General features: G+C 38.5%; 16 protein-coding genes and 1 tRNA gene. 9 read left to right on the forward strand and 8 right to left on the reverse strand.

Annotated features, from left to right (window positions below; genetic code table 11):
• Positions 1-475: 475 nt before the first annotated feature.
• Positions 476-946: a helix-turn-helix domain-containing protein gene (locus FIU21_RS08910; RefSeq protein WP_172891363.1), complete on the reverse strand. Its 471-nt coding sequence runs from the start codon at positions 944-946 to the stop codon at positions 476-478.
• 837 nt (positions 947-1783) lie between these two features.
• Positions 1784-2809 carry a DNA polymerase III subunit delta gene (gene holA / locus FIU21_RS08915; RefSeq protein ID WP_004360114.1) on the reverse strand — a complete coding sequence of 342 codons (1026 nt, stop codon included), beginning with the start codon at positions 2807-2809 and terminating at the stop codon, positions 1784-1786.
• Positions 2810-3032: 223 nt separating this feature from the next.
• Here holA and FIU21_RS08920 point away from each other — a divergent pair, with 223 nt between their 5' ends.
• From FIU21_RS08920 to FIU21_RS08930, 3 genes are all read left to right on the forward strand, one after another.
• Entirely contained in the window at positions 3033-3482 is a 450-nt protein-coding gene (locus tag FIU21_RS08920; RefSeq protein WP_004360113.1) for a type I restriction enzyme HsdR N-terminal domain-containing protein, read from the forward strand.
• A gap of 138 nt (positions 3483-3620) precedes the next feature.
• Entirely contained in the window at positions 3621-4430 is an 810-nt protein-coding gene (locus FIU21_RS08925) for a DnaJ domain-containing protein (protein WP_004360112.1), read from the forward strand.
• Between the two features lie 87 nt (positions 4431-4517).
• Complete coding sequence (locus tag FIU21_RS08930; protein WP_004360111.1) at positions 4518-5264, forward strand: peptidylprolyl isomerase; 747 nt, start codon at positions 4518-4520, stop codon at positions 5262-5264.
• Between the two features lie 105 nt (positions 5265-5369).
• On the opposite strand, the gene FIU21_RS08935 is transcribed toward FIU21_RS08930, so the two are convergent.
• Genes FIU21_RS08935 through FIU21_RS08945 form a run of 3 tightly spaced genes read right to left on the reverse strand, consistent with a single transcriptional unit; the run spans position 5370 to position 6435 of the window.
• Entirely contained in the window at positions 5370-5711 is a 342-nt protein-coding gene (locus FIU21_RS08935; RefSeq protein WP_004360110.1) for a TM2 domain-containing protein, read from the reverse strand.
• 60 nt (positions 5712-5771) lie between these two features.
• Positions 5772-6152 carry a DUF2752 domain-containing protein gene (locus tag FIU21_RS13470; RefSeq protein ID WP_316905116.1) on the reverse strand — a complete coding sequence of 127 codons (381 nt, stop codon included), beginning with the start codon at positions 6150-6152 and terminating at the stop codon, positions 5772-5774.
• 4 nt (positions 6153-6156) lie between these two features.
• Positions 6157-6435 carry a CD225/dispanin family protein gene (locus FIU21_RS08945; RefSeq protein WP_004360109.1) on the reverse strand — a complete coding sequence of 93 codons (279 nt, stop codon included), beginning with the start codon at positions 6433-6435 and terminating at the stop codon, positions 6157-6159.
• A gap of 950 nt (positions 6436-7385) precedes the next feature.
• Between FIU21_RS08945 and FIU21_RS08950 the strand changes: the two genes are divergently transcribed.
• Together FIU21_RS08950 and FIU21_RS08955 are read left to right on the forward strand one after the other, a co-directional pair.
• Positions 7386-8453: an agmatine deiminase family protein gene (locus FIU21_RS08950; protein ID WP_004360108.1), complete on the forward strand. Its 1068-nt coding sequence runs from the start codon at positions 7386-7388 to the stop codon at positions 8451-8453.
• An 87-nt stretch (positions 8454-8540) separates the two neighbouring features.
• On the forward strand, positions 8541-9425 hold the full coding sequence (locus tag FIU21_RS08955; protein ID WP_004360107.1) for a carbon-nitrogen hydrolase: 885 nt from the start codon (positions 8541-8543) through the stop codon (positions 9423-9425).
• A 207-nt stretch (positions 9426-9632) separates the two neighbouring features.
• Here the strand turns inward: FIU21_RS08955 and FIU21_RS13425 are convergent, their stop codons facing one another.
• Positions 9633-9761: a hypothetical protein gene (locus tag FIU21_RS13425; protein WP_257880887.1), complete on the reverse strand. Its 129-nt coding sequence runs from the start codon at positions 9759-9761 to the stop codon at positions 9633-9635.
• Positions 9762-9926: 165 nt separating this feature from the next.
• Positions 9927-10964: an aspartate--ammonia ligase gene (asnA, locus tag FIU21_RS08960; RefSeq protein ID WP_004360106.1), complete on the reverse strand. Its 1038-nt coding sequence runs from the start codon at positions 10962-10964 to the stop codon at positions 9927-9929.
• A 280-nt stretch (positions 10965-11244) separates the two neighbouring features.
• Here asnA and FIU21_RS08965 point away from each other — a divergent pair.
• From FIU21_RS08965 to FIU21_RS08980, 4 genes are all read left to right on the forward strand, one after another.
• Positions 11245-11318: transfer RNA gene (locus FIU21_RS08965), tRNA-Arg, on the forward strand.
• A gap of 374 nt (positions 11319-11692) precedes the next feature.
• Positions 11693-12880, forward strand: coding sequence for a dicarboxylate/amino acid:cation symporter (locus tag FIU21_RS08970; RefSeq protein ID WP_004360104.1), 1188 nt, complete (start codon positions 11693-11695; stop codon positions 12878-12880).
• 324 nt (positions 12881-13204) lie between these two features.
• Positions 13205-14428 carry a peptidase T gene (pepT, locus tag FIU21_RS08975; protein ID WP_004360103.1) on the forward strand — a complete coding sequence of 408 codons (1224 nt, stop codon included), beginning with the start codon at positions 13205-13207 and terminating at the stop codon, positions 14426-14428.
• 217 nt (positions 14429-14645) lie between these two features.
• The gene (locus FIU21_RS08980) at positions 14646-16916 is read left to right on the forward strand and encodes a cation:proton antiporter domain-containing protein (protein ID WP_004360102.1); all 2271 of its coding nucleotides are present in this window, start codon (positions 14646-14648) and stop codon (positions 16914-16916) included.
• Positions 16917-17186: 270 nt separating this feature from the next.
• On the opposite strand, the gene FIU21_RS08985 is transcribed toward FIU21_RS08980, so the two are convergent.
• Positions 17187-19901, reverse strand: a complete 2715-nt coding sequence (locus FIU21_RS08985) for an AAA domain-containing protein (protein WP_004360101.1) — start codon at positions 19899-19901, stop codon at positions 17187-17189.
• Positions 19902-20033: the final 132 nt, after the last annotated feature.

The following is a 20033-nucleotide window of genomic DNA, read 5'->3' on the forward strand; positions in this document are numbered from 1 at the left end:
ACCATCAAAATATTCTTTATCAAATTACACTTTACTGTCATTACTGTCATCCAAAGAGAGTGTATAACTAATTAGTTTATAAGGAGTTTGTGCTAAATGTTAAAATGACAGCAAACTAAATCGAAAATAGTTTTGTAAGTAAATGCTTAAATTTAAGTCTAACGTAGCACTTCAAAACTCTATATAGACATAATAAAAACGTAAGAACCCTGTAGTATAAATAAGAGAAAAGACCTTTGTGGGCTTAAAGTTCGTTTGCATGCTATAAACACCTATTTCTTTATAGTAAGAACAAATACATCAAAATAGAAACAAAGGCTTGTATGAAAGACTACATAGATTCTTATAGAATAATGTACGCTACTTAGAAATTGTTTTAAGAGATATCTAATGTAACTTTGCACTCGGAAGTTAACGAATACATTTACAAACTCCGAGTGCTATTCTTTAAATATCAATTTCGCATTCCGAAGACTTACTTCTTTGGTACAAAAGTCTCCCATGTTTGGTCATCAAAGAAGATACGAATCTCCGTGATACGACGTTGCGGTTTGTCAATATACTTTACCTCTGTACGAGATGGACTTTTATACATACTATCACTATATGGAGAGCTTATCTGTTCTGTCTCTGGCTGTGAGGATGGAGTAGGATAAGGAAAGTCAAGCATACCCTCAGAGGCTCCAGGAGATACCATCTCGGCTTCTCCAGTTGAAGAATTAGGTTCAGTAACCTGATCCTTAAACATAGGTCCTTGTCCGTACAGAAGCCAATCAAGATTAATCTTTGTGAACTTACTCTTGATAGCTTCAACTGTATTTAGAGTCGGTTTTGTTCTTCCAGTAAAAATACTACTGAGAGATGCTGATGAGATTCCTATGAAATCTGAGAAAGTTTGTTGAGTCATATGCTGACTCTCCATAAGCTGTCTGATTCGATCTTTCATATCCAAATTCTATCGTTCGTTAGCAAATAGAGGAGTTTTTAAGCTGATTAGGCACCTCTTTAATAACTTTACAAAGGTAAACATAATATTTTAAATATCAAAATAATGAACTGAGGATATTTCATTTGTATATCTTACTTTTGATATTTACATTTCACAAATATAAATAGCTAAACATGTGCACTTCTAATATACATTTATAAAATGATATATACAAATCTATATGATATCAAAGGAATAAATAAGCATAAAACTCTAAATTACTGGCTATAAACAACCTTTATTGACGTATACAAACCTAAAATAGCAAAATATGCAATAAAAAGGGAGATAACAAGAGTTTAAGCTGATAAAAGTATCAATACATTATAATAAATGACTGATTAACAACGAATTATCTATTAGAACTACTTAATGTATAAAAATACATATTGATTTATAAACACAAATATTCTAATTTTAATTTGCAAATACGTTTTTGTATGTGCAGTTTTTAATACAAAAATCATTCCTATCTCTCAACATATACAAATATAAAGTAGGAAAATATATGTTTTCTATTTTAGAAAACTAAAACCAAAAGAATGTGAAATATAAATCAGCTATTACGAAAAAATGCCATTTTTTGCGTGCTTAAAGTATTTACGAACAAGGATAAAGAAGACAAAAAATACGCGAAAAATGAAGAGGGTAAAATGAGCTAACCACCCTATTACTCAATAGAAAACATAAAAAAAGCACTCTTTTCAGAGTGCTCCTTTTAGCTTAAAAAATTATGATTTCTGATAAAAACAGGAGATTTTTATGCTTCAAAAGCATCAAAAAGCCTTCTATTTTTTAGTGAAGTATGAAGAAAATTAGCTCTTTCATCAAATCTCCTGCACCAGTATTAGGATTATCTAATCCTTTACTCTTTCCATCGATATCTCGAATCTTAGAAATTATGTCCATCGTTTTGCGAGCAGAATAATTCTTTTGCCCTATTACAAAATCTTTAGCTCCCCATGTATTACGCAAATCTAAAGCAGCAGCAATATCTTGTTCCGTATTTTTTCGAGGAGAATAATGAACTATCATCAAACTTTGGAAATAAGAAAAGAGTAATGGAAGGAAAGAATAAAGAGAACCAGCTTTTGGATTATTGTCAAAATATTTCACAATCTGATTTGCTTTAAAACAATCCTTCTGTACAATCGCATTTCTAAGTTCAAAAGCATTGAAGTCTTTACTGACACCTATCTCCTTCTCCACTACTTCTGGGGTGACACGAAGATTATCTGCAGGAAGAGAGATAAGCACCTTATCCAACTCAGAAGTAAGACGACTAAGATCTGCACCAATATGATCAGCTATTATCTGACATGCCTTTGAATCGATACTAACTTTTCTCTCCTTCAAATAACTTTGGATAAAATCTGGTAGCTGATAGTCGCGCAACTTCTTACTTTCAAAAACGACACCGACAGCCTGTGCCAATCCTACAGCTTTTTTACGTGCGTCAATTTTCCCGTTTTTATGGCACCATACAAGGATGGTTGATTTTACGGGATTTTTGAGGTACTTCTCCAATGCTTCCAAAGAACGAATATTCTGTGCCTCTTTGACGATTATCACTTGATACTCCGCCATCATAGGATATCGTCGTGCCATATCAGCTACCTGTACAGCTGTAACATCTGATCCAAAACAGATAGTCTGATTAAAATCTCGTTCTTCTGGAGAAAGAACATGCTCTGCTATATAGCCAGAAATCTGATCGATATAATAAGACTCTTCCCCCATCAGCATATAGATGGGAGCAAACTTCTTATTCTTCAGATCCTGCATAATACTCTGAAATGTTGGTCCTTGCTTTGCTGGCATTTACTTTTTTATTAACTTTGCATAAAAGATAAACCATATATAGAGGCAAGAAGACTGAGATTATAAGTCCTATATTGATAGAAAACTATCTTAGGAAACATATCTCCCTATATCTTGCAGTATGGTCTTTCATGCAAAGTTAATAGAAAAGAGATAGAAAACAAAATTTTCATTTGACTTTCACTATACACCTTAAACCTTATTATATATAAGATATTTAGATATGATGCATCTTAACCTCCCTCCTTATCAGATTAGAGTAAGAGAGGTAAACGGACGAAAGCAGATTTTTGATGTACTTCGCAGGAAGTATATAGCACTCACGCCAGAGGAATGGGTGCGCCAACACTTTATTCATTATCTCATTGAACATAAGAGCTACCCTGTTACCCTACTTGCTAACGAGGTTCCACTACAAGTTGGCGAGAAGAAAGTCCGTGCTGATAGTGTGCTTTACGATAATCAGCTTCGTCCGAGGATGATTATTGAATACAAAGCACCTAACATACCATTAACACAGAAAGTATTTGAACAGATATCCGTTTACAACCTCCTACTTCATGTTGATTATCTGATCGTATCAAATGGCTTAGATACTTATATCTGTAAAATGGATTATGAGAATCAAACATACGCTTTCCTTGAGACAATTCCAGACTATCAAAACATTTAACAATGCAATTGCATAATCCTCATATAGTCTTCTTATTAATCTTTACAATCAATAAGCCAACATATTTTGGCACTATCTTTGTTTATAGGTCAATATGAAACTATAAACAGGTGTTATTTCATATAAATAGAAGATAATATGGCAATAGGCAAATGGATTGGTGGCGCATTAGGCTGGATACTTAGCGGAAATATGCTGGGTGGTTTAGTTGGCTATTGTATAGGAACAATGCTTGACGAAGCATTTGCAGGCGATAATAGAGGTGGTGATAGGCAGAACGGATATGGCGAGCAAAGTCATTTTGGAGGCACGCGTCCGTTTGAAGAAGACCGCAACTCCTTTTTGTTCTCTATGCTTGTCCTTTCCTCTTACATTATAAAAGCCGATGGAAAGATAATGCACTCTGAGATGGAATATGTACGCCAATTCCTTCGTCATAACTTCGGCGAGCAGGCTGTAAGCCAAGGAGAATCAATTCTGCTAAAGTTATTTGATTTACAGAAGCAACAAGGCCCTTACCAATTTAAAGAAACAATCCGTAAGAGCTGTGTTGAAATACGTTTTCATACAAGTGTCAGTCAACGACTACAATTACTAAATTACCTTGTCATCATAGCAAAAGCAGATGGCATAGTAAGCCCAGAAGAAGTTGTTGCACTGAAAGAGATTGCCTTATATCTTGGTCTTTCTGCGCAAGACATAGAGTCCATGCTCAACTTAGAAAGTGGAGCAAAAGCAAGTAGTAACATTGAAGATGCCTATAAAGTATTAGGGGTATCTCCATCAGCAACAGACGATGAGGTCAAGGCTGCTTACCGCAAGATGGCACTTAAACATCATCCAGACCGTGTTTCTACACTTGGAGACGATATCCGAAAGGCTGCTGAAAAGAAGTTCCAGGAGATTAATGACGCCAAAGAAAGAATCTATAAGGCAAGAGGACTGTGAGGAAAGTGGACAGGTTTATAATTGACAAGTAAATGCTAATCAATTCACAACAAACATCTTCATTAAGAAACAATCATAAATTGCACTATGGCAACAAGACTTAAAATAAAAACAACAGAAGGCGATATCATTATTCGCCTTTATGACGAGACTCCAAAACATCGTGATAACTTTTTAAAGCTTGCAAAGGAAGGGTATTTCAATGGTACGCTCTTCCACCGAGTAATAAAGGACTTTATGATACAAGGTGGTGATCCAGATAGTAAGAATGCTCCAAAGGGTAAGATGTTAGGTACAGGTGGACCAGACTATACCATTCCTGCTGAATTTGTGTATCCACAATACTTTCACAAACGTGGTGCCTTGAGTGCAGCCCGCACAGGTGATGAAGTTAACCTTGAGAAAGAAAGCAGTGGTAGTCAGTTTTACATTGTATGGGGAAAGACCTTTAAGCCTGCAGAACTGAAGCAAATGGAGCATCAGATGGCAATGCAACAAGAGCAGCAGGTATTCAATCAGCTTACAAGAGAACATCACGAGGAGATAATGAATTTAAGACGTAATCGTGACCGTGTAGGACTGCAAGAGCTACAAGACAAACTGATAGAACAAACAAAAACAACTTGTAAGCAACAAGGTAAGCCTTCCTTTACAGAAGAACAAATAGAGGTTTATACTAATGTTGGTGGTACTCCTTTCCTCGATAATCAGTACACCGTCTTCGGTGAGGTGGAGGAAGGTCTTGACATCGTTGAACGTATACAAAACTGCGATACAGACCGCAACGACCGTCCAACAGAAGATGTTAAGATAGAAACTGTAGCCTTATTGTAAGCCTACATAATGAAACATAAAATGACATAATATCCTCGTATAGTTATTCCAGCAAGAAATAACTATACAAGGATATCTTATTTAACCCAGCAGGTTTAATCTTTCTTAGCGAAGATAGTATGACAACTGCTCTAAATTCTTCTGCTTAGTTGCGTCCGTTATCAAAAAGATATCTATAAGCCACCAGATACCACAACCACCAGCTGTCAACAACTTACCAATACCTAAACCAACATCTCCAATATAGAAGCGATCAATACCAAGTGATCCTATAAATATTGACAAAAGAATTGATAGCAAAGGATCTTTCATCTGAGACTGGAGAGCCAATATCTCTGACTCACTAATATCAGTGTTTTCCAATCTTGTACGAACACTCGGAATACTTCCTGCAGGGATTTTTGATGAAAGCATCATCAATATATGATTCACCTTATCTGATTCCATAATGATTACCTTAGGTTTAATAATTTATATAACTTTACATGTTCCCCAAACCTATATCCACTATATCTTTAGGATATTTCTCACAATAAACCAAATGAAAAAGAGAATTATATACAACCATATAAGCCGCTTATCTTCTATTACCTTTGTGAGACTATCCTTAGCCTTCCCTTTTGGAAGTAAGGCGCGTACTCCAAATGATAAGATGTATGGTCCAGAAAATAAAAGAAAATAATTATAGTGGATTGCTTCTGAAAACCGCCCTTGCAATAAAGCATGCAACGCACGTTGAATGCCACAACCAGGACATTGTAACCCTGTTGCGACCTTAAGGAGACATTTAGGCGCCCATAAAGTCGTAACAGGGTTATAGAAATAATATAGAATTAATAGGGAGGCTCCCAAACAGAGCCAACCTATACACTTTATAGTACGTTTCAAGGATTTAGTGAGATCCAGCCATTGTGCTCAATGCAGCCAAACCACCAAAGCAAACAAAGTAAAGGATAGTGCCAATCACACCTGCAACAATACCAATAATACTCCACTTTTTAGCGTCATTAGCAGCTAAAACAGCTTCATCGTATTGCTTCATCATATAAAGCTCATTCACCTTCATAGCGCGAATGATTGCATAAATACCTGCTGGCAAGCAGCAACATACAGTTGTAAAAATCGCAAGAGCCAAATTGTTATTTGGCTTAGGAGTATTCATTTCTTCCATAACTTTTTTGAGCCGACTCCCCAGGGCATTCTTTTTTTGTTTTATTATTTGAACCACGTTGCTACTATGGTGGGGAAGTCTTAAGTGACACCTCTTCACAAACAGGTTATTGTTTTCATCTATTACTTAACCGAGGACAAATTTAAGTAATTTAGATTAAATATACAAGCTAAAGAAAAACTTTTCTTTCTATCATAAACAAAAACATTACATTTTAAACAAATATAACATTTACAAATAAACCAAGAAAAGCGAGTAAACCTATATTAGTTCATCTATCCACAAATACATCAGGGATTCTTTAACATGTTAAAACAATCACAAAACTTTATACATTCTTCCCTAAGTTCATAAACAAAGTCAAATAAATCGAGAAACTTCCATAAACAATAATCGGATTAAAGTCAATTGACTCTAACCCGATTCTTTTTTATATTCTCTCAATTATTCTTCTTTACTACATGCGAATCGCGCAAGAATAAGTCTGTTTCTGATTTATGCCAAACAGTTTACACGACCTATATTGTATTCACGGATGACATTTGTCATATAATGAAACATCTTACGCATAACACTCATATTCTTTACTTTCTCTTTCATAACGTTTCCTTTCCTCTATTGAGTTATACAATCTTTTACCTATGTCCCTATTGAGACTGAAGCCCTTTCAGTGGCTACCTCTTTGTTATCCTATTGAGGTGCCGTTTGTGTTGTTTTGTGCTTGCAAAGTTAGTACACTTTCCAAAATCTCACAAAGGAAACTTACACTTTCACTTTGTTTTTCTATTAAATTTTGACCTGCGTCAATAAGATTGACACGTATCAATCCCGCTATTTGACATATATCAACCCATGCGTGCCTTTATATCAACATCCTCTAAACGAATATATTATAATAAAAAAGAAGACGGAAAGACAAGTATCACATTTTCTTTTCTTATCTTTGCACTATGAACACAAACGAAAATCATAGCTTTCGATTACCTGCAGAGTGGGAACCACAAAGCGGAGTTATACTGATATGGCCGCATGAAGATACTGATTGGCATCCTTATCTTGAGGAGATTACTGAAGTTTATCTCCAGATGGCAGATGCCATTACCCGATACGAGGCATTGCTTATCACAGCACGTGATACAGAAATGGTAAGTTCCTTACTGAAAGGAAGGCTGACAGAGGAACAGATGAAACGTGTAACGCTCTTTACTTGTGACAATAATGACACTTGGGCACGAGACGTTGCACCGATTTCGCTCATAGCAAACAAAGCATCGAAAGATAGTTCCCAGCCCCTTCGCCTACTTGACTTCTGTTTCAATGGATGGGGTGAGAAGTTTGCAGCAGAAAAGGATAATAGAATCAATCGACAACTTTACAAAGCTGGACTCCTCCAAGGAGTATTAGAAAGCCACAAGGATTTTGTACTGGAAGGTGGTTCTATAGAGAGTGATGGAGAGCGAACACTCTTTACAACAACGAGTTGTCTGATGGCACCACATCGTAATCAACCTCTCACACAAGAGGATATAGACAAGCAATTACGCCTTTTCTTCCCAAATGTAGAGCGAGTTATATGGTTAGATTATGGTCAGTTAGCAGGCGATGATACAGACGGACATATTGACACCATCGTACGTATTGCACCCAATAACACCTTATTATATATAGGGTGTGACGATAAGGAAGATGAGCATTATGAGGATTTCCGTCTCTTAGAGGAACAGCTAAAACAGCTTCGCACACTGGATGGTAAGCCTTATCGCCTACTCCGTCTTCCTATGCCTGATGCTATCTATGATGATGACGAGCGTTTGCCTGCAACACATGCAAACTTCCTTATCATCAACGGAGCAGTACTTGTTCCAACCTACAACCAACCCGAAAAGGACAAAGTAGCATTGGACACAATTCAAGAGGCTTTCCCTGATCGTAAAATCATCGGTATTGACAGCCGTACTATCATCAGACAGCATGGTTCAATACACTGTCTGACAATGCAGCTGCCAGCAAACGGATAAAACCACCTATCGTTTGAGTTGATAAAAGATGGAATAGTAATAAAAGAATACAGAACAATAAACATAAACAGGGCAATCACCTTTATTATGAGAGAACTTAAAATAGGCTTCCTACAACAACATAAAGTTGAGGATATCAAAAACAATATAGAGCGATTGGCTGAGGGAATTACAAACTTAGCACAACGTGGTGCGGAACTTGTTATCCTCCAAGAACTGCACAATTCACTTTACTTCTGTCAGACAGAGGACGTGAATAAGTTTGACTTGGCTGAGACTATACCGGGTCCCTCTACTGGCTTTTATGGTGAGCTGGCACGCGAACTGGGTATTGTCATTGTGACATCACTTTTTGAAAAACGTGCACCAGGACTTTATCATAACACAGCCGTAGTGATAGAGAAGGATGGTAGTATTGCTGGTAAATATCGTAAGATGCATATTCCAGACGACCCAGCTTACTATGAGAAGTTCTACTTCACACCAGGCGACCTCGGATTTCATCCAATTGATACAAGCGTAGGACGTCTTGGTGTACTTGTTTGCTGGGATCAGTGGTATCCTGAAGCAGCCCGCCTTATGGCATTGCAAGGTGCAGATATGCTTATCTACCCTACAGCTATTGGTTATGAAAGTAGTGATACTGACGAGGAAAAACAGCGTCAGCGTGAAGCTTGGACAACAGTCATGCGTGGTCATGCCGTTGCTAACGGTTTGCCAGTAATCGCTGTAAACCGTGTCGGTCATGAACCTGACCCAAGCGAGCAAACTCAAGGTATTCAGTTCTGGGGAAGTAGCTTTGTTGCTGGACCACAGGGAGAACTACTCTATCGCGCTTGTGACAACGATGAGGACAGTGTTATTCTCAGCATCAACCTCGACCATAGTGAGAATGTACGCCGTTGGTGGCCTTTCCTACGTGACAGACGAATCGATGAGTATGGAGAAATAACAAAGAGGTTTATTGACTAAAAACCTCCCCTAACCCCTCCAAAGGAGGGGAATTCCCCCTGCTCCTCGCCTAAACCAACAGTCATTGACCAAAGGGGAGTTGGGAGAGAGGGAGTCCTAACAGAATAAGAGATTCACGCTTTATTAATGATTACTGCTCGATAGGACTTAAACAACACCTCTTTCCATACGGAATATGATAATAAATAGAGCCTATCCGATAAGATATTAGAACTTAATATGCCATCCGCACCATTGGTGTTTACCATGAACACCACACGTGCTGAGCACCAACACATAGGCTGGATATGGATTGAGCGTTGCATTGTAATACCCAAAGAGCCATACCAAACTCATTCTTAGAGTTTGATATGGCTCTTTTTCCTTTATCAACATGATTAGCCGCTTACGCCCATTGTTGGTTTGACCATCTTTTCCTACAAAACAGATAATCCGCCCATTACTTCCCTTCGTTCTGTAACCACAGATTCAAGAGAGGAGTCGAGGGGGGGGGGTAAGGCTTTAGATCAACGGCATTCCTGCCTCTTCGCACTCTCTTCTCATTTCTTCTGGCCAGATACTTGCTTGTATCTCACCAATATGCGCCTTGTGCAACATTATCATACAAAGACGGCTCTGTCCGATACCGCCACCAATACATAACGGCAGCTTGTCTGAGAGTAACTGCTGATGAAAGAAGAGTTGCTGACGTTCTTCTTGCTTCTCTATAGCCAACTGACGAAGTAAGGCTGTCTTATCCACACGAACACCCATAGACGAAAGTTCTATGCTACGACCTAAGATAGGATACCAAATGAGGATATCACCATTCAAGCCAGTCTTACCATCTTCTGCAATAGTTGACCAATCATCGTAATCGGCAGCACGGCCATCATGCTTCTCGCCATTACTTAATCTGCAACCAATACCCTCAATAAACACCGCACCATACTTCTTACAAATAATGTCTTCACGTTCTTTTGCTGTCATTGTAGGATACATATCCAACAAATCTTGTGCATGAATAAAATGAATCGTCTGTGGAAGGAAGGGTTCCAACTGAGGATAGGTCTCACAAGCAAGGAACTCTGTACGAAGGATAGCAGCATAAATACGACGAACGACATTCTCTAAAAAGCTACGTGTTCTATCGCCTTCGGTGATAACCGCTTCCCAATCCCATTGGTCAACATAAAGTGAATGAAGGTTGTCTAATTCTTCATCGGCTCGAATAGCATTCATATCTGTATAGATACCATAGCCCGGTTGAATGTCATAGTCAGCCAACGTCAGTCGTTTCCACTTTGCCAGAGAGTGTACTACCTCAGCCTCAGCTTCTCCCAAGTCCTTAATCGGAAAGGAAACAGGACGCTCAACACCATTCAAGTCATCATTGATACCTAATCCTTTCAACACGAACAACGGTGCCGTAACACGACTTAGTCGTAATTCGGTAGCTAAGTTCTGCTGAAAAAACTCCTTTATAAGTTTGATACCCTGCTCGGTTTGACGTTTGCCAAGTACTGCTTTATATCCTTTTAGTTTTATCAGTTGACTCATTATGGTTCCTTTCTTTTTATGGTTTATCAGTTGTTTCAATTGCACACAAAGGTATATATTTATTATCAAACTGAGAAACAAACATTGCCTTAATCTTACAAAATAACACATTTCGTCTACTAATTACAACTTTATGATAGCCTACATCTGATATTCCCACTTGTTATAAAGGATATTACTAAGTTTTGAAAACATCACTTCTATATCATAAACTTTAACAAGAATGTTTACTGTTCGTTTGGAATTATGCAAACTTTACTGTATCTTTGCACAATCATTAGGCTCCGTAGCTTAGCTGAATAGAGCGTCAGATTCCGGTTCTGAAGGTCTTGGGTTTGAATCCCAACGGAGTCACTAAAAAGTGGCAAAACTCCCTAATAAAGTCACTAAAAAGTGACGAGCCTCTGATGACATTTAGCTGAATGAGGTCAGAAAAATGTTCTGAAGGTCTTGGGTTTGAATCCCAACGGAGTCACAAAAAAGAAAGAAAGACTCCCAACGGAGTCACGAAAAGTGACGGTTCTTTGATGACATTTAGCCGAATGAGGTCAGAAAAATGTTCTGAAGGTCTTGGGAGTGAATCCCAACGGAGTCACAAAAAGAAGAAACAGAACTCCCGATGGAGTCATAGATTGTAACAAAGGATGTATGGTTGTTTACTGTTCATCCTTTTTTTGTTCAACCGCGTTAGCTCAGAAATCGAATAATTCATATTAAAAGAATAGAGTATGCAAAAGAAAATCAAAATTGGACTACTACCACGTGTTATCATTGCCATACTACTTGGCCTATTCCTTGGCTATTATCTCCCAGACCCAGCAGTAAGGGCATTTTTGACATTCAATAGTATCTTCAGTCAGTTCCTTGGCTTTATGATACCACTGATTATCATTGGATTGGTAACGCCTGCTATTGCTGGAATTGGAAAAGGAGTGGGTAAGTTATTGCTTGCAACAGTAGCGATAGCCTATATAGACACGATTGTAGCAGGCGGCTTGTCCTACGGAACAGGAACATGGTTATTCCCCTCTATGATTGCTTCTACAGGAGGAGCAATACCACATATTGACAAGGCAACAGAACTTACACCTTACTTTACTATCAATATTCCTGCAATGGTTGACGTGATGAGTAGTTTAGTTTTCTCATTCATTGCTGGATTGGGTATCGCATACGGTGGTTTGCGCACAATGGAGAACCTCTTTAATGAGTTTAAGACCATTATTGAGAAAGTGATAGAGAAGACCATTATCCCTCTCCTACCCCTTTATATCTTTGGAGTCTTCCTCAGTATGACCCATAACGGACAGGCGCGACAGGTGCTCTTGGTGTTCTCACAGATTATCATTGTTATCCTCGTCCTTCATGTTCTCATCCTTATCTATGAGTTCTGTATTGCAGGTGCTATCGTTAAGCATAATCCTTTCAGACTACTGTGGAACATGTTGCCAGCTTACCTGACTGCATTAGGTACAAGTTCGTCTGCAGCAACAATTCCTGTAACACTGAAGCAAACAGTGAAGAATGGTGTCAGCGAAGAGGTAGCAGGATTTGTCGTACCACTTTGTGCAACAATTCACCTCAGTGGTAGTGCAATGAAGATCACAGCTTGTGCTTTGACAATCTGTATGTTAACAGACCTACCACACGACCCAGGACTATTCATTTACTTTATCCTCATGCTTGCCATTATTATGGTAGCAGCCCCTGGTGTACCTGGTGGAGCTATTATGGCAGCCTTAGCACCTTTATCAAGTATCTTGGGCTTTAACGAAGAGGCACAAGCATTAATGATTGCCTTGTACATAGCTATGGACAGCTTCGGTACAGCTTGCAACGTAACAGGCGATGGAGCTATAGCCCTTGCAGTCAATAAATTCTTTGGAAAGAAAAAAGAAACAACTGTTCTTTCTTAAGGAATGCAATAGCTTGTGAGGTTTAGGACATGAAACTATATAAAACAGGAGTTGCTGTCACTTCTGTCAGTCGCGACAAAGATATAACTAATTAGTTTACAACAAGTTCACGCCAAATGTTAAAATGACAGCAAAGGGAATAAAAACTAAACTCATGGAATGTATAGTAATATCCTATTCAGCATAATAAGAAATCCTAAAAAGAAACAGCAGATGTTCTATCATTAGGCATTCTCAAAATTAAATAGTATCTTTGCAAATGACAGACTGCAATTAGCAGCACTGACACAGCAAAAAGATATACAACTAAATATCCGTAACATCATGGAAATAGTAGAAAGATTTATCAACTACACCAAGTTTGACACACAGTCGGCTGAAGATTCAGAGACAGTGCCAAGTACACCGAAGCAACTCATCTTTGCGAAATATCTCAAGGAGGAACTTGAGCGTGAAGGATTGAAAGATGTAGAAATGGACGAGATGGGCTATATCTACGCCACTCTCCCAGCCAATACAAAGAAGAAGATTCCAACCATCGGTTTCATTTCTCACTACGACACAGCACTTGATGCCAGTGGTGCTAATGTGAACGCTCGTATCGTAGAGAACTACGATGGCGGTGATATACAACTGAATCCTAATATGGTCAGCTCTCCACGAATGTTCCCAGAGCTTTTAGAACATAAGGGAGAAGATCTCATCGTAACAGACGGTACAACCTTATTGGGTGCCGATGATAAAGCAGGTATTGCAGAGATTGTACAAGCGATGTGCTTCCTCCGCGACCATGATGAGATTGAGCATGGTGACATCCGTATTGCTTTCAACCCAGACGAAGAGATTGGTATGGGTGCACATCACTTTGATGTAGAGAAGTTTGGTTGCGAATGGGGCTATACCATTGATGGTGGCGACCTCGGTGAGCTTGAATATGAGAACTTCAATGCAGCTGGTGCTAAAGTGTTTATCCATGGCGTAAGCGTTCATACAGGTTATGCTAAGGGGAAGATGGTAAACGCCAGTCGTTTAGCATGCGAGTTCAATAACATGATTCCAGAGACAGAGATTCCAGAAGAGACTGAAGGTTATCAAGGTTTCTATCACCTCATCGGTATTGAGAGTCGCTGTGAAGAAGCTAAACTCAGCTATATCATCCGTGACCACGACCGTGAGCATTTCGAAGACCGCAAGCGTTTCATGGAGAACTGCGTGAAGAAGATGAATGAGAAGTATGGTGAAGGAACTGTTGAACTGAAGATGAACGACCAGTACTATAACATGAAGGAGAAGATTGATCCTAACATGCATGTTATAGAGTTAGTTCTTCAGGCTATGCAGCAGGCAAATGTAGCTCCAAAGGTACAGCCTATCCGTGGTGGTACGGACGGTGCACAGCTTTCATTCAAGGGCCTTCCTTGTCCAAACATCTTTGCAGGTGGCGTAAACTTCCATGGTCCTTACGAATTTGTTTCAGTTCAGGTAATGGAGAAAGCGATGCAGGTTATCATTAACATCTGCCGACTAACGGCTGAGTTTAATGATTAACTAAAGAAAATCAATTAGTTAAAAATATCATACCGGAGTTAAACCAACACTTTTATGAACTATATATTTATGTTGGTTTAACTCCTTTTCTTTTAACTATGAGATTTTCAACTATAACCCACCTCTCCCACAAACAACACATACAAGATTACTCATAATAAGGTATTGGTTTAACATCCAACTACCCCACTAACTCCTCTAACTCCATAGAATATTTATGTCAGAACTACCCGAATTGGTAAAAGACCTTGCTCTTATTCTCGTTGTAGCAGGATTTGTAACACTTATTTTCAAGAAACTCAAACAACCATTGGTATTAGGATATATTGTGGCAGGTTTCCTCGTATCACCTCACATGCCTTATACCATGAGTGTTGTCGACCAAGGCGACATACAAACATGGGCGGATATTGGTGTCATCTTCTTATTGTTCTCATTGGGATTAGATTTCTCCATTAAGAAGATTCTCAAGATGGGAGCCTCCCCCATCATAGCCGCTTGTACCATCATTTTCTGTATGTTGGCTTTAGGTGTCATTGTAGGATATAGCTTCGGATGGAAAGAGATGGATTGCATCTTCCTCGGAGGTATGGTTGCAATGAGTTCCACAACCATTATATACAAAGCCTTCTCAGATATGGGACTCACACAGCAAGGCTTCGCTTCTACCGTGATGAGCGTACTTATCTTAGAGGATATCCTTGCCATTGTGATGATGGTAATGCTCAGTACCGTTGCCAGTGGTAACAGCCCTGATGGCGTACAACTTCTTGGAAGCATCATGAAGATTGGATTCTTCCTCGTTTTATGGTTTGTTGTCGGTCTTTTTGCCATTCCACTCTTCCTTCGTTCTGTCCGTAAAATCCTTAACAGTGAGACCCTGCTTATTGTGTCATTAGGCTTCTGTTGTCTTATGGCTGTTATATCAACACAGGTAGGTTTCAGTGCAGCCTTTGGTGCTTTCGTCATGGGAAGTATCTTAGCAGAGACGATTGAGGCTGATAAAATTATCCGACTTGTAGATCCGGTAAAGAATCTCTTTGGAGCTATCTTCTTCGTCTCTGTTGGTATGTTGGTAAAGCCTGATGTTATTGTACAATATGCTATACCAATCCTCTTACTTGTTATAACAATCCTCGTCGGACAGGCGCTGTTTGGAACCTTAGGCTATCTTCTCGGTGGACAGACCCTCAAGAATGCTATGCGCTGTGGATTCTCAATGGCACAAGTTGGTGAGTTTGCCTTTATTATTGCAACATTAGGAAAGTCCTTAGGTGTTATCAGCGAATTCCTTTATCCTGTTGTCGTAGCCGTATCAGTTATCACAACCTTCCTCACTCCGTATATGATTCGTGCGGCAGAACCATGCTATAACGTCCTCGTTAAGCATCTTCCAAAAAGATGGGTGCGTCGTCTAACACATATTCAAACAAACAATGCAGGAGAGAGTGCATCGACTAATAATCTATGGAAGGTTCTAATGAAGAAGATGATACTCAACACCCTTATTTATGGTATTCTCTCTGCAGCTGTCATCGCAATCATGTTCTCTGCTACCCTACCTATCTGTAGAAACTTATCTATAAAATGGACGGGCAGTCACTGGATTGGAAATGCTGTGTGTGGATTCCTTACAATCCTCTTCATCGCACCATTCCTACGTTCTATTGTAATGAAACAGAATCACTCAGAAGCGTTTAAGGCACTTTGGACAGACCGCCGTATCAATCGTCTACCTCTCACTGCAACCATTCTTGCACGTGTTCTTATTGCACTTAGTTTCATCTTCTACATATGTAACTATCTCACACGCTTCAAGAATGCACTGATGATTGCCATTGCGGTGGGTATATTGATATTGATGCTACTATCTCGTTGGCTCAAGAAACGAAGTATTACATTGGAACGTCTCTTTATCCAGAACCTTCAAAGCCGTGACATCGAAGCACAAAAACAAGGAAAGAAGAAACCACTCTTTGCCGACCATCTGATAGACCGAGATATTCATATCACCAACCTTGAACTGCCCGATGATTCTCTGTGGGCTGGTAAGACATTGTATAGTTTGAGACTCCGAAATCGCTTTGGTGTGCATATCAGTAGTATTCTTCGTGGCTCCAAGCATATCAATATTCCGAATGGCGGCACGATTCTCTTCCCTGGCGACAAGCTGCAAGCCATTGGTAATGATGAGCAGCTAACAAAACTTTCTAAGGCAATGAAGGCTGAACTACAGCCAACGATTACGGACATAGAGAAACATGAAATGAAACTCCGCAGTTTCGCTATCTCCAAAACAAGTCCTTTCATAGGAAAGACCCTTAAAGACAGCGGTATCCGTGATGAATACAACTGTATGGTTGTGGGTGTTGATGAAGGACAAAAGAACCTCACACTCATCACTCCTTCCCGATGCCTGCAGGCAGGCGACGTTCTATGGGTAGTAGGTGAAGAAAAAGACTTAGAACGTATCCTTGCATTAGGATAAAGCCCTTCAGGCTTATTAGCCCTTGTTACTGAATTAAGTAATTGGACTAATAAGCCTGAATTTTATAAAGACACGAAGCCACAGAAAGTCATACTATTACATTTCTCACAGACAGTAGACTAAAAGGACTTTGAGTAATAAGAAATACACACCTACTCCTACCTTCTTACAAAGAAGAGCTATCAACAGGCTTGCTTCATCATATTTTACATTCAATAAAAGCGTAAATAAGTTCAGATCTATGATATCACATCAAATAATCAACCTAAATTAAAGAGAAGCAAAAATCTCCTTCAAACCTTCTGAAGTAATAGTATCAGTTGTAGAAATACGATAAGGAGATAGGGAATACTTTTCCAGTATTTGATTTTTGAGCCTATCTCTATATTGCTGTACGACTTTATCATTATGATAATGCCACCCATCCACCTCAATTGCCATCATAGGCTGTTTTGTCAGAGAATTATAAATAAGAAAGTCAATGTGTGTCAGAGCATTTTTTGCGTAATCCTTTTCTTGACTCGTTAATAACGACCAATCAGATATTATTTTAGCCAAAGGATAATGACACACTACCGAAAGATTCTTCCAACTTAACTCATCAAGGACTTTAACAAGTAAATCATATACAAGATTTTCAGACATATAATTAGAAACCTTAGCATGTTCTGCCTGATATGCTAGTCGTTCTACAGTGTACTGTTGGTATAGTAAATCAAAGACCGAATGTATCTTACTATCTTTAACTGCAAAATTGTTATACCTTGCATAGGATATTAACTGTGCTATATTCGTATCTTCTGGCATTTCATTACCAGAGGTTACTATGTAAAGTTGACTTTTAGCACGTGAAATAGCCACATTTAGAAGATTCTTATCATCTGAGAAAGAAGTCGGCAAGTTATCAACCATACTCATGATAATAGTATCACACTCGCGACCTTGATATTTATGTACAGTACTTGCAATATCCTTTCCTAACACACGATTAATTGCCTCAGCTTGTGTCCGATAAGGAGTTATTATTCCTACAGAGCCTTTATCTTCACATAATGGCATAACTTCCTGTACTATCACATCTATCTCACGCTGATTGAAATGCTCTCGTGCATGATTTCCTTTTACAGTTCGAATTACTTGCAGAACATCTTTTTCTCCAGAATCCTTAGTCATAGCAATAAGTTCTCCCCCATAAAAACGATGATTGCAAAACTGAATTATCTTTGGATGACAGCGGTAATGTTCACGCAAAAGAGTACTTGGAGCATCTTTCAACACTTCTGCACATGATCTCAAGAAGCTATGTGTTACAGCATTATATCGTTCATCTACATTATATGTCTCCTTAATAGCGTTAAGCGCTTTTTCCTCCTCTGCACTTACGACATTAGGTAATTGCATATCATCACCCACTATAACAACGTTCAAAGCGCATGACAGGGCAAGTGCACCCGTTTTTATATCTACCTGAGATGCTTCGTCCATGATAATGTAATCAAAAACAAAATCATTACTGATACAACTCTTAGCAGAATAAGTCGTACTGAGAACTATAGGATACTCCTTTAGGAACTCTTCCGTTTTAGCCTTTATATCCTTTCTTGTAAATATAAATCTTCTCCCAGCACCGTAACGCTCAGCGATCTCTTGTTTTAACATCTGAAGTGAAGACAGTCGCAGTTCTTCCGCACTTTCTTTAACATCTACAGACGATAATTGCGGTTCAATTACATCTATGTCCTGTTCTATCTCAAGCTTTCTGGCTACATAATAAGCACTTTCCAACCGCTCTATTACAACTGAAAGATTATTTTTAAGCAATGAATATGTACGAAAATCTAATAAAAATGCCCACTTTAAACAGAACCACAGATTTGGAGATATCCCTTGTTCTTGCATCATTTTACAAAGATTAAGTAACTTCATTATTTTAAATGAATGCTTTGTACTAAGCCATTCATTATCTAAACCAACAGCCACTTTAAGCATTTCGTCATACTTTTTCTCTGTAATCAGTGCATCGTATTCAGCGTTTAATTGTGCCAATCTTGTTTGCCCAGTAAAGCCCAAGGAAACAGCAGCAAGCGACTCTTTAGCTAGCTTTCTAACTTCTTTTGAGTTATCTAAATGCCATTCCTCCATATTAGGATAACAACCAGTCTGAAGCTTTACGAATCTTTCCTTATTCCTTACACTTCCCAGTTGGGCTACCAGAAATCCTAATCCTTCTTTTTCTAACTTTTCTGCAACATTTTCAACGGCAGAGTTGTTATTAGAAACAACAAGAATTGACTTTTTCTGTACTAACAAATTAGATACAATATTAAGAATGGTTTGTGTTTTCCCAGTTCCTGGAGGACCTTGTATAATACTTGCCTGATGTGTCAAAGCTGCTTCAACAGCCTTCTTCTGACTTGCATTACAACCAAAAGGATAATATACCAATTGTGGCAACCGATAAGTAGCCAACTTAGTTTTATTACCTAAGTACTGAGCCAGTGGTACATTATCTCTTTTCAAATCAATAAGTTCATACTGCTTGGAAAGAATACTCTCCTCATCTTCTGTTAGCAAACCAGTTTCGTCAGCTAGTTTTCGTACATAATCCCATGTTGAGCCACCACACACGTCAATTGGTGTACGTGTCACATAAACATTTCTTCCATCAAGATTTTCTGAGTATCCATTACAATATGTCACACGATAGAAAGTGTGCTGTTTGTCTGAAAATTTAAGTAATTCCACAGCATCTGTTATACGTTTATTTCCAACATATAGCCCTTTTTCATGAAGATTAATCGATTCTCCATATGTAAGATAAAGTATACGTGCTCTATTATATTGAAATATACGAGGAGAATTTGAAAAGCGAATTATCCAATTTCCATTATCAACTCTCTTTATAGAAGCAACTTGCTCTGTGATGAACATATTCTTATCACCACGTCGTTCTAAATCAACAATCATGCATTGTTTAGCATCCATATTTATATTTCCTTAGGTAAAAAAGCTATTCTCGTTACAATAGTTCTACGTCATTCCTATTTGAAAGTGCAAATATACTATAAGTATCTTAAAACAAAGTCGTAAAGTTTATTTTTATTTTTAAGTAAAATT

This window comes from Prevotella melaninogenica (assembly GCF_013267595.1).
Taxonomy (GTDB): domain Bacteria; phylum Bacteroidota; class Bacteroidia; order Bacteroidales; family Bacteroidaceae; genus Prevotella; species Prevotella melaninogenica_D.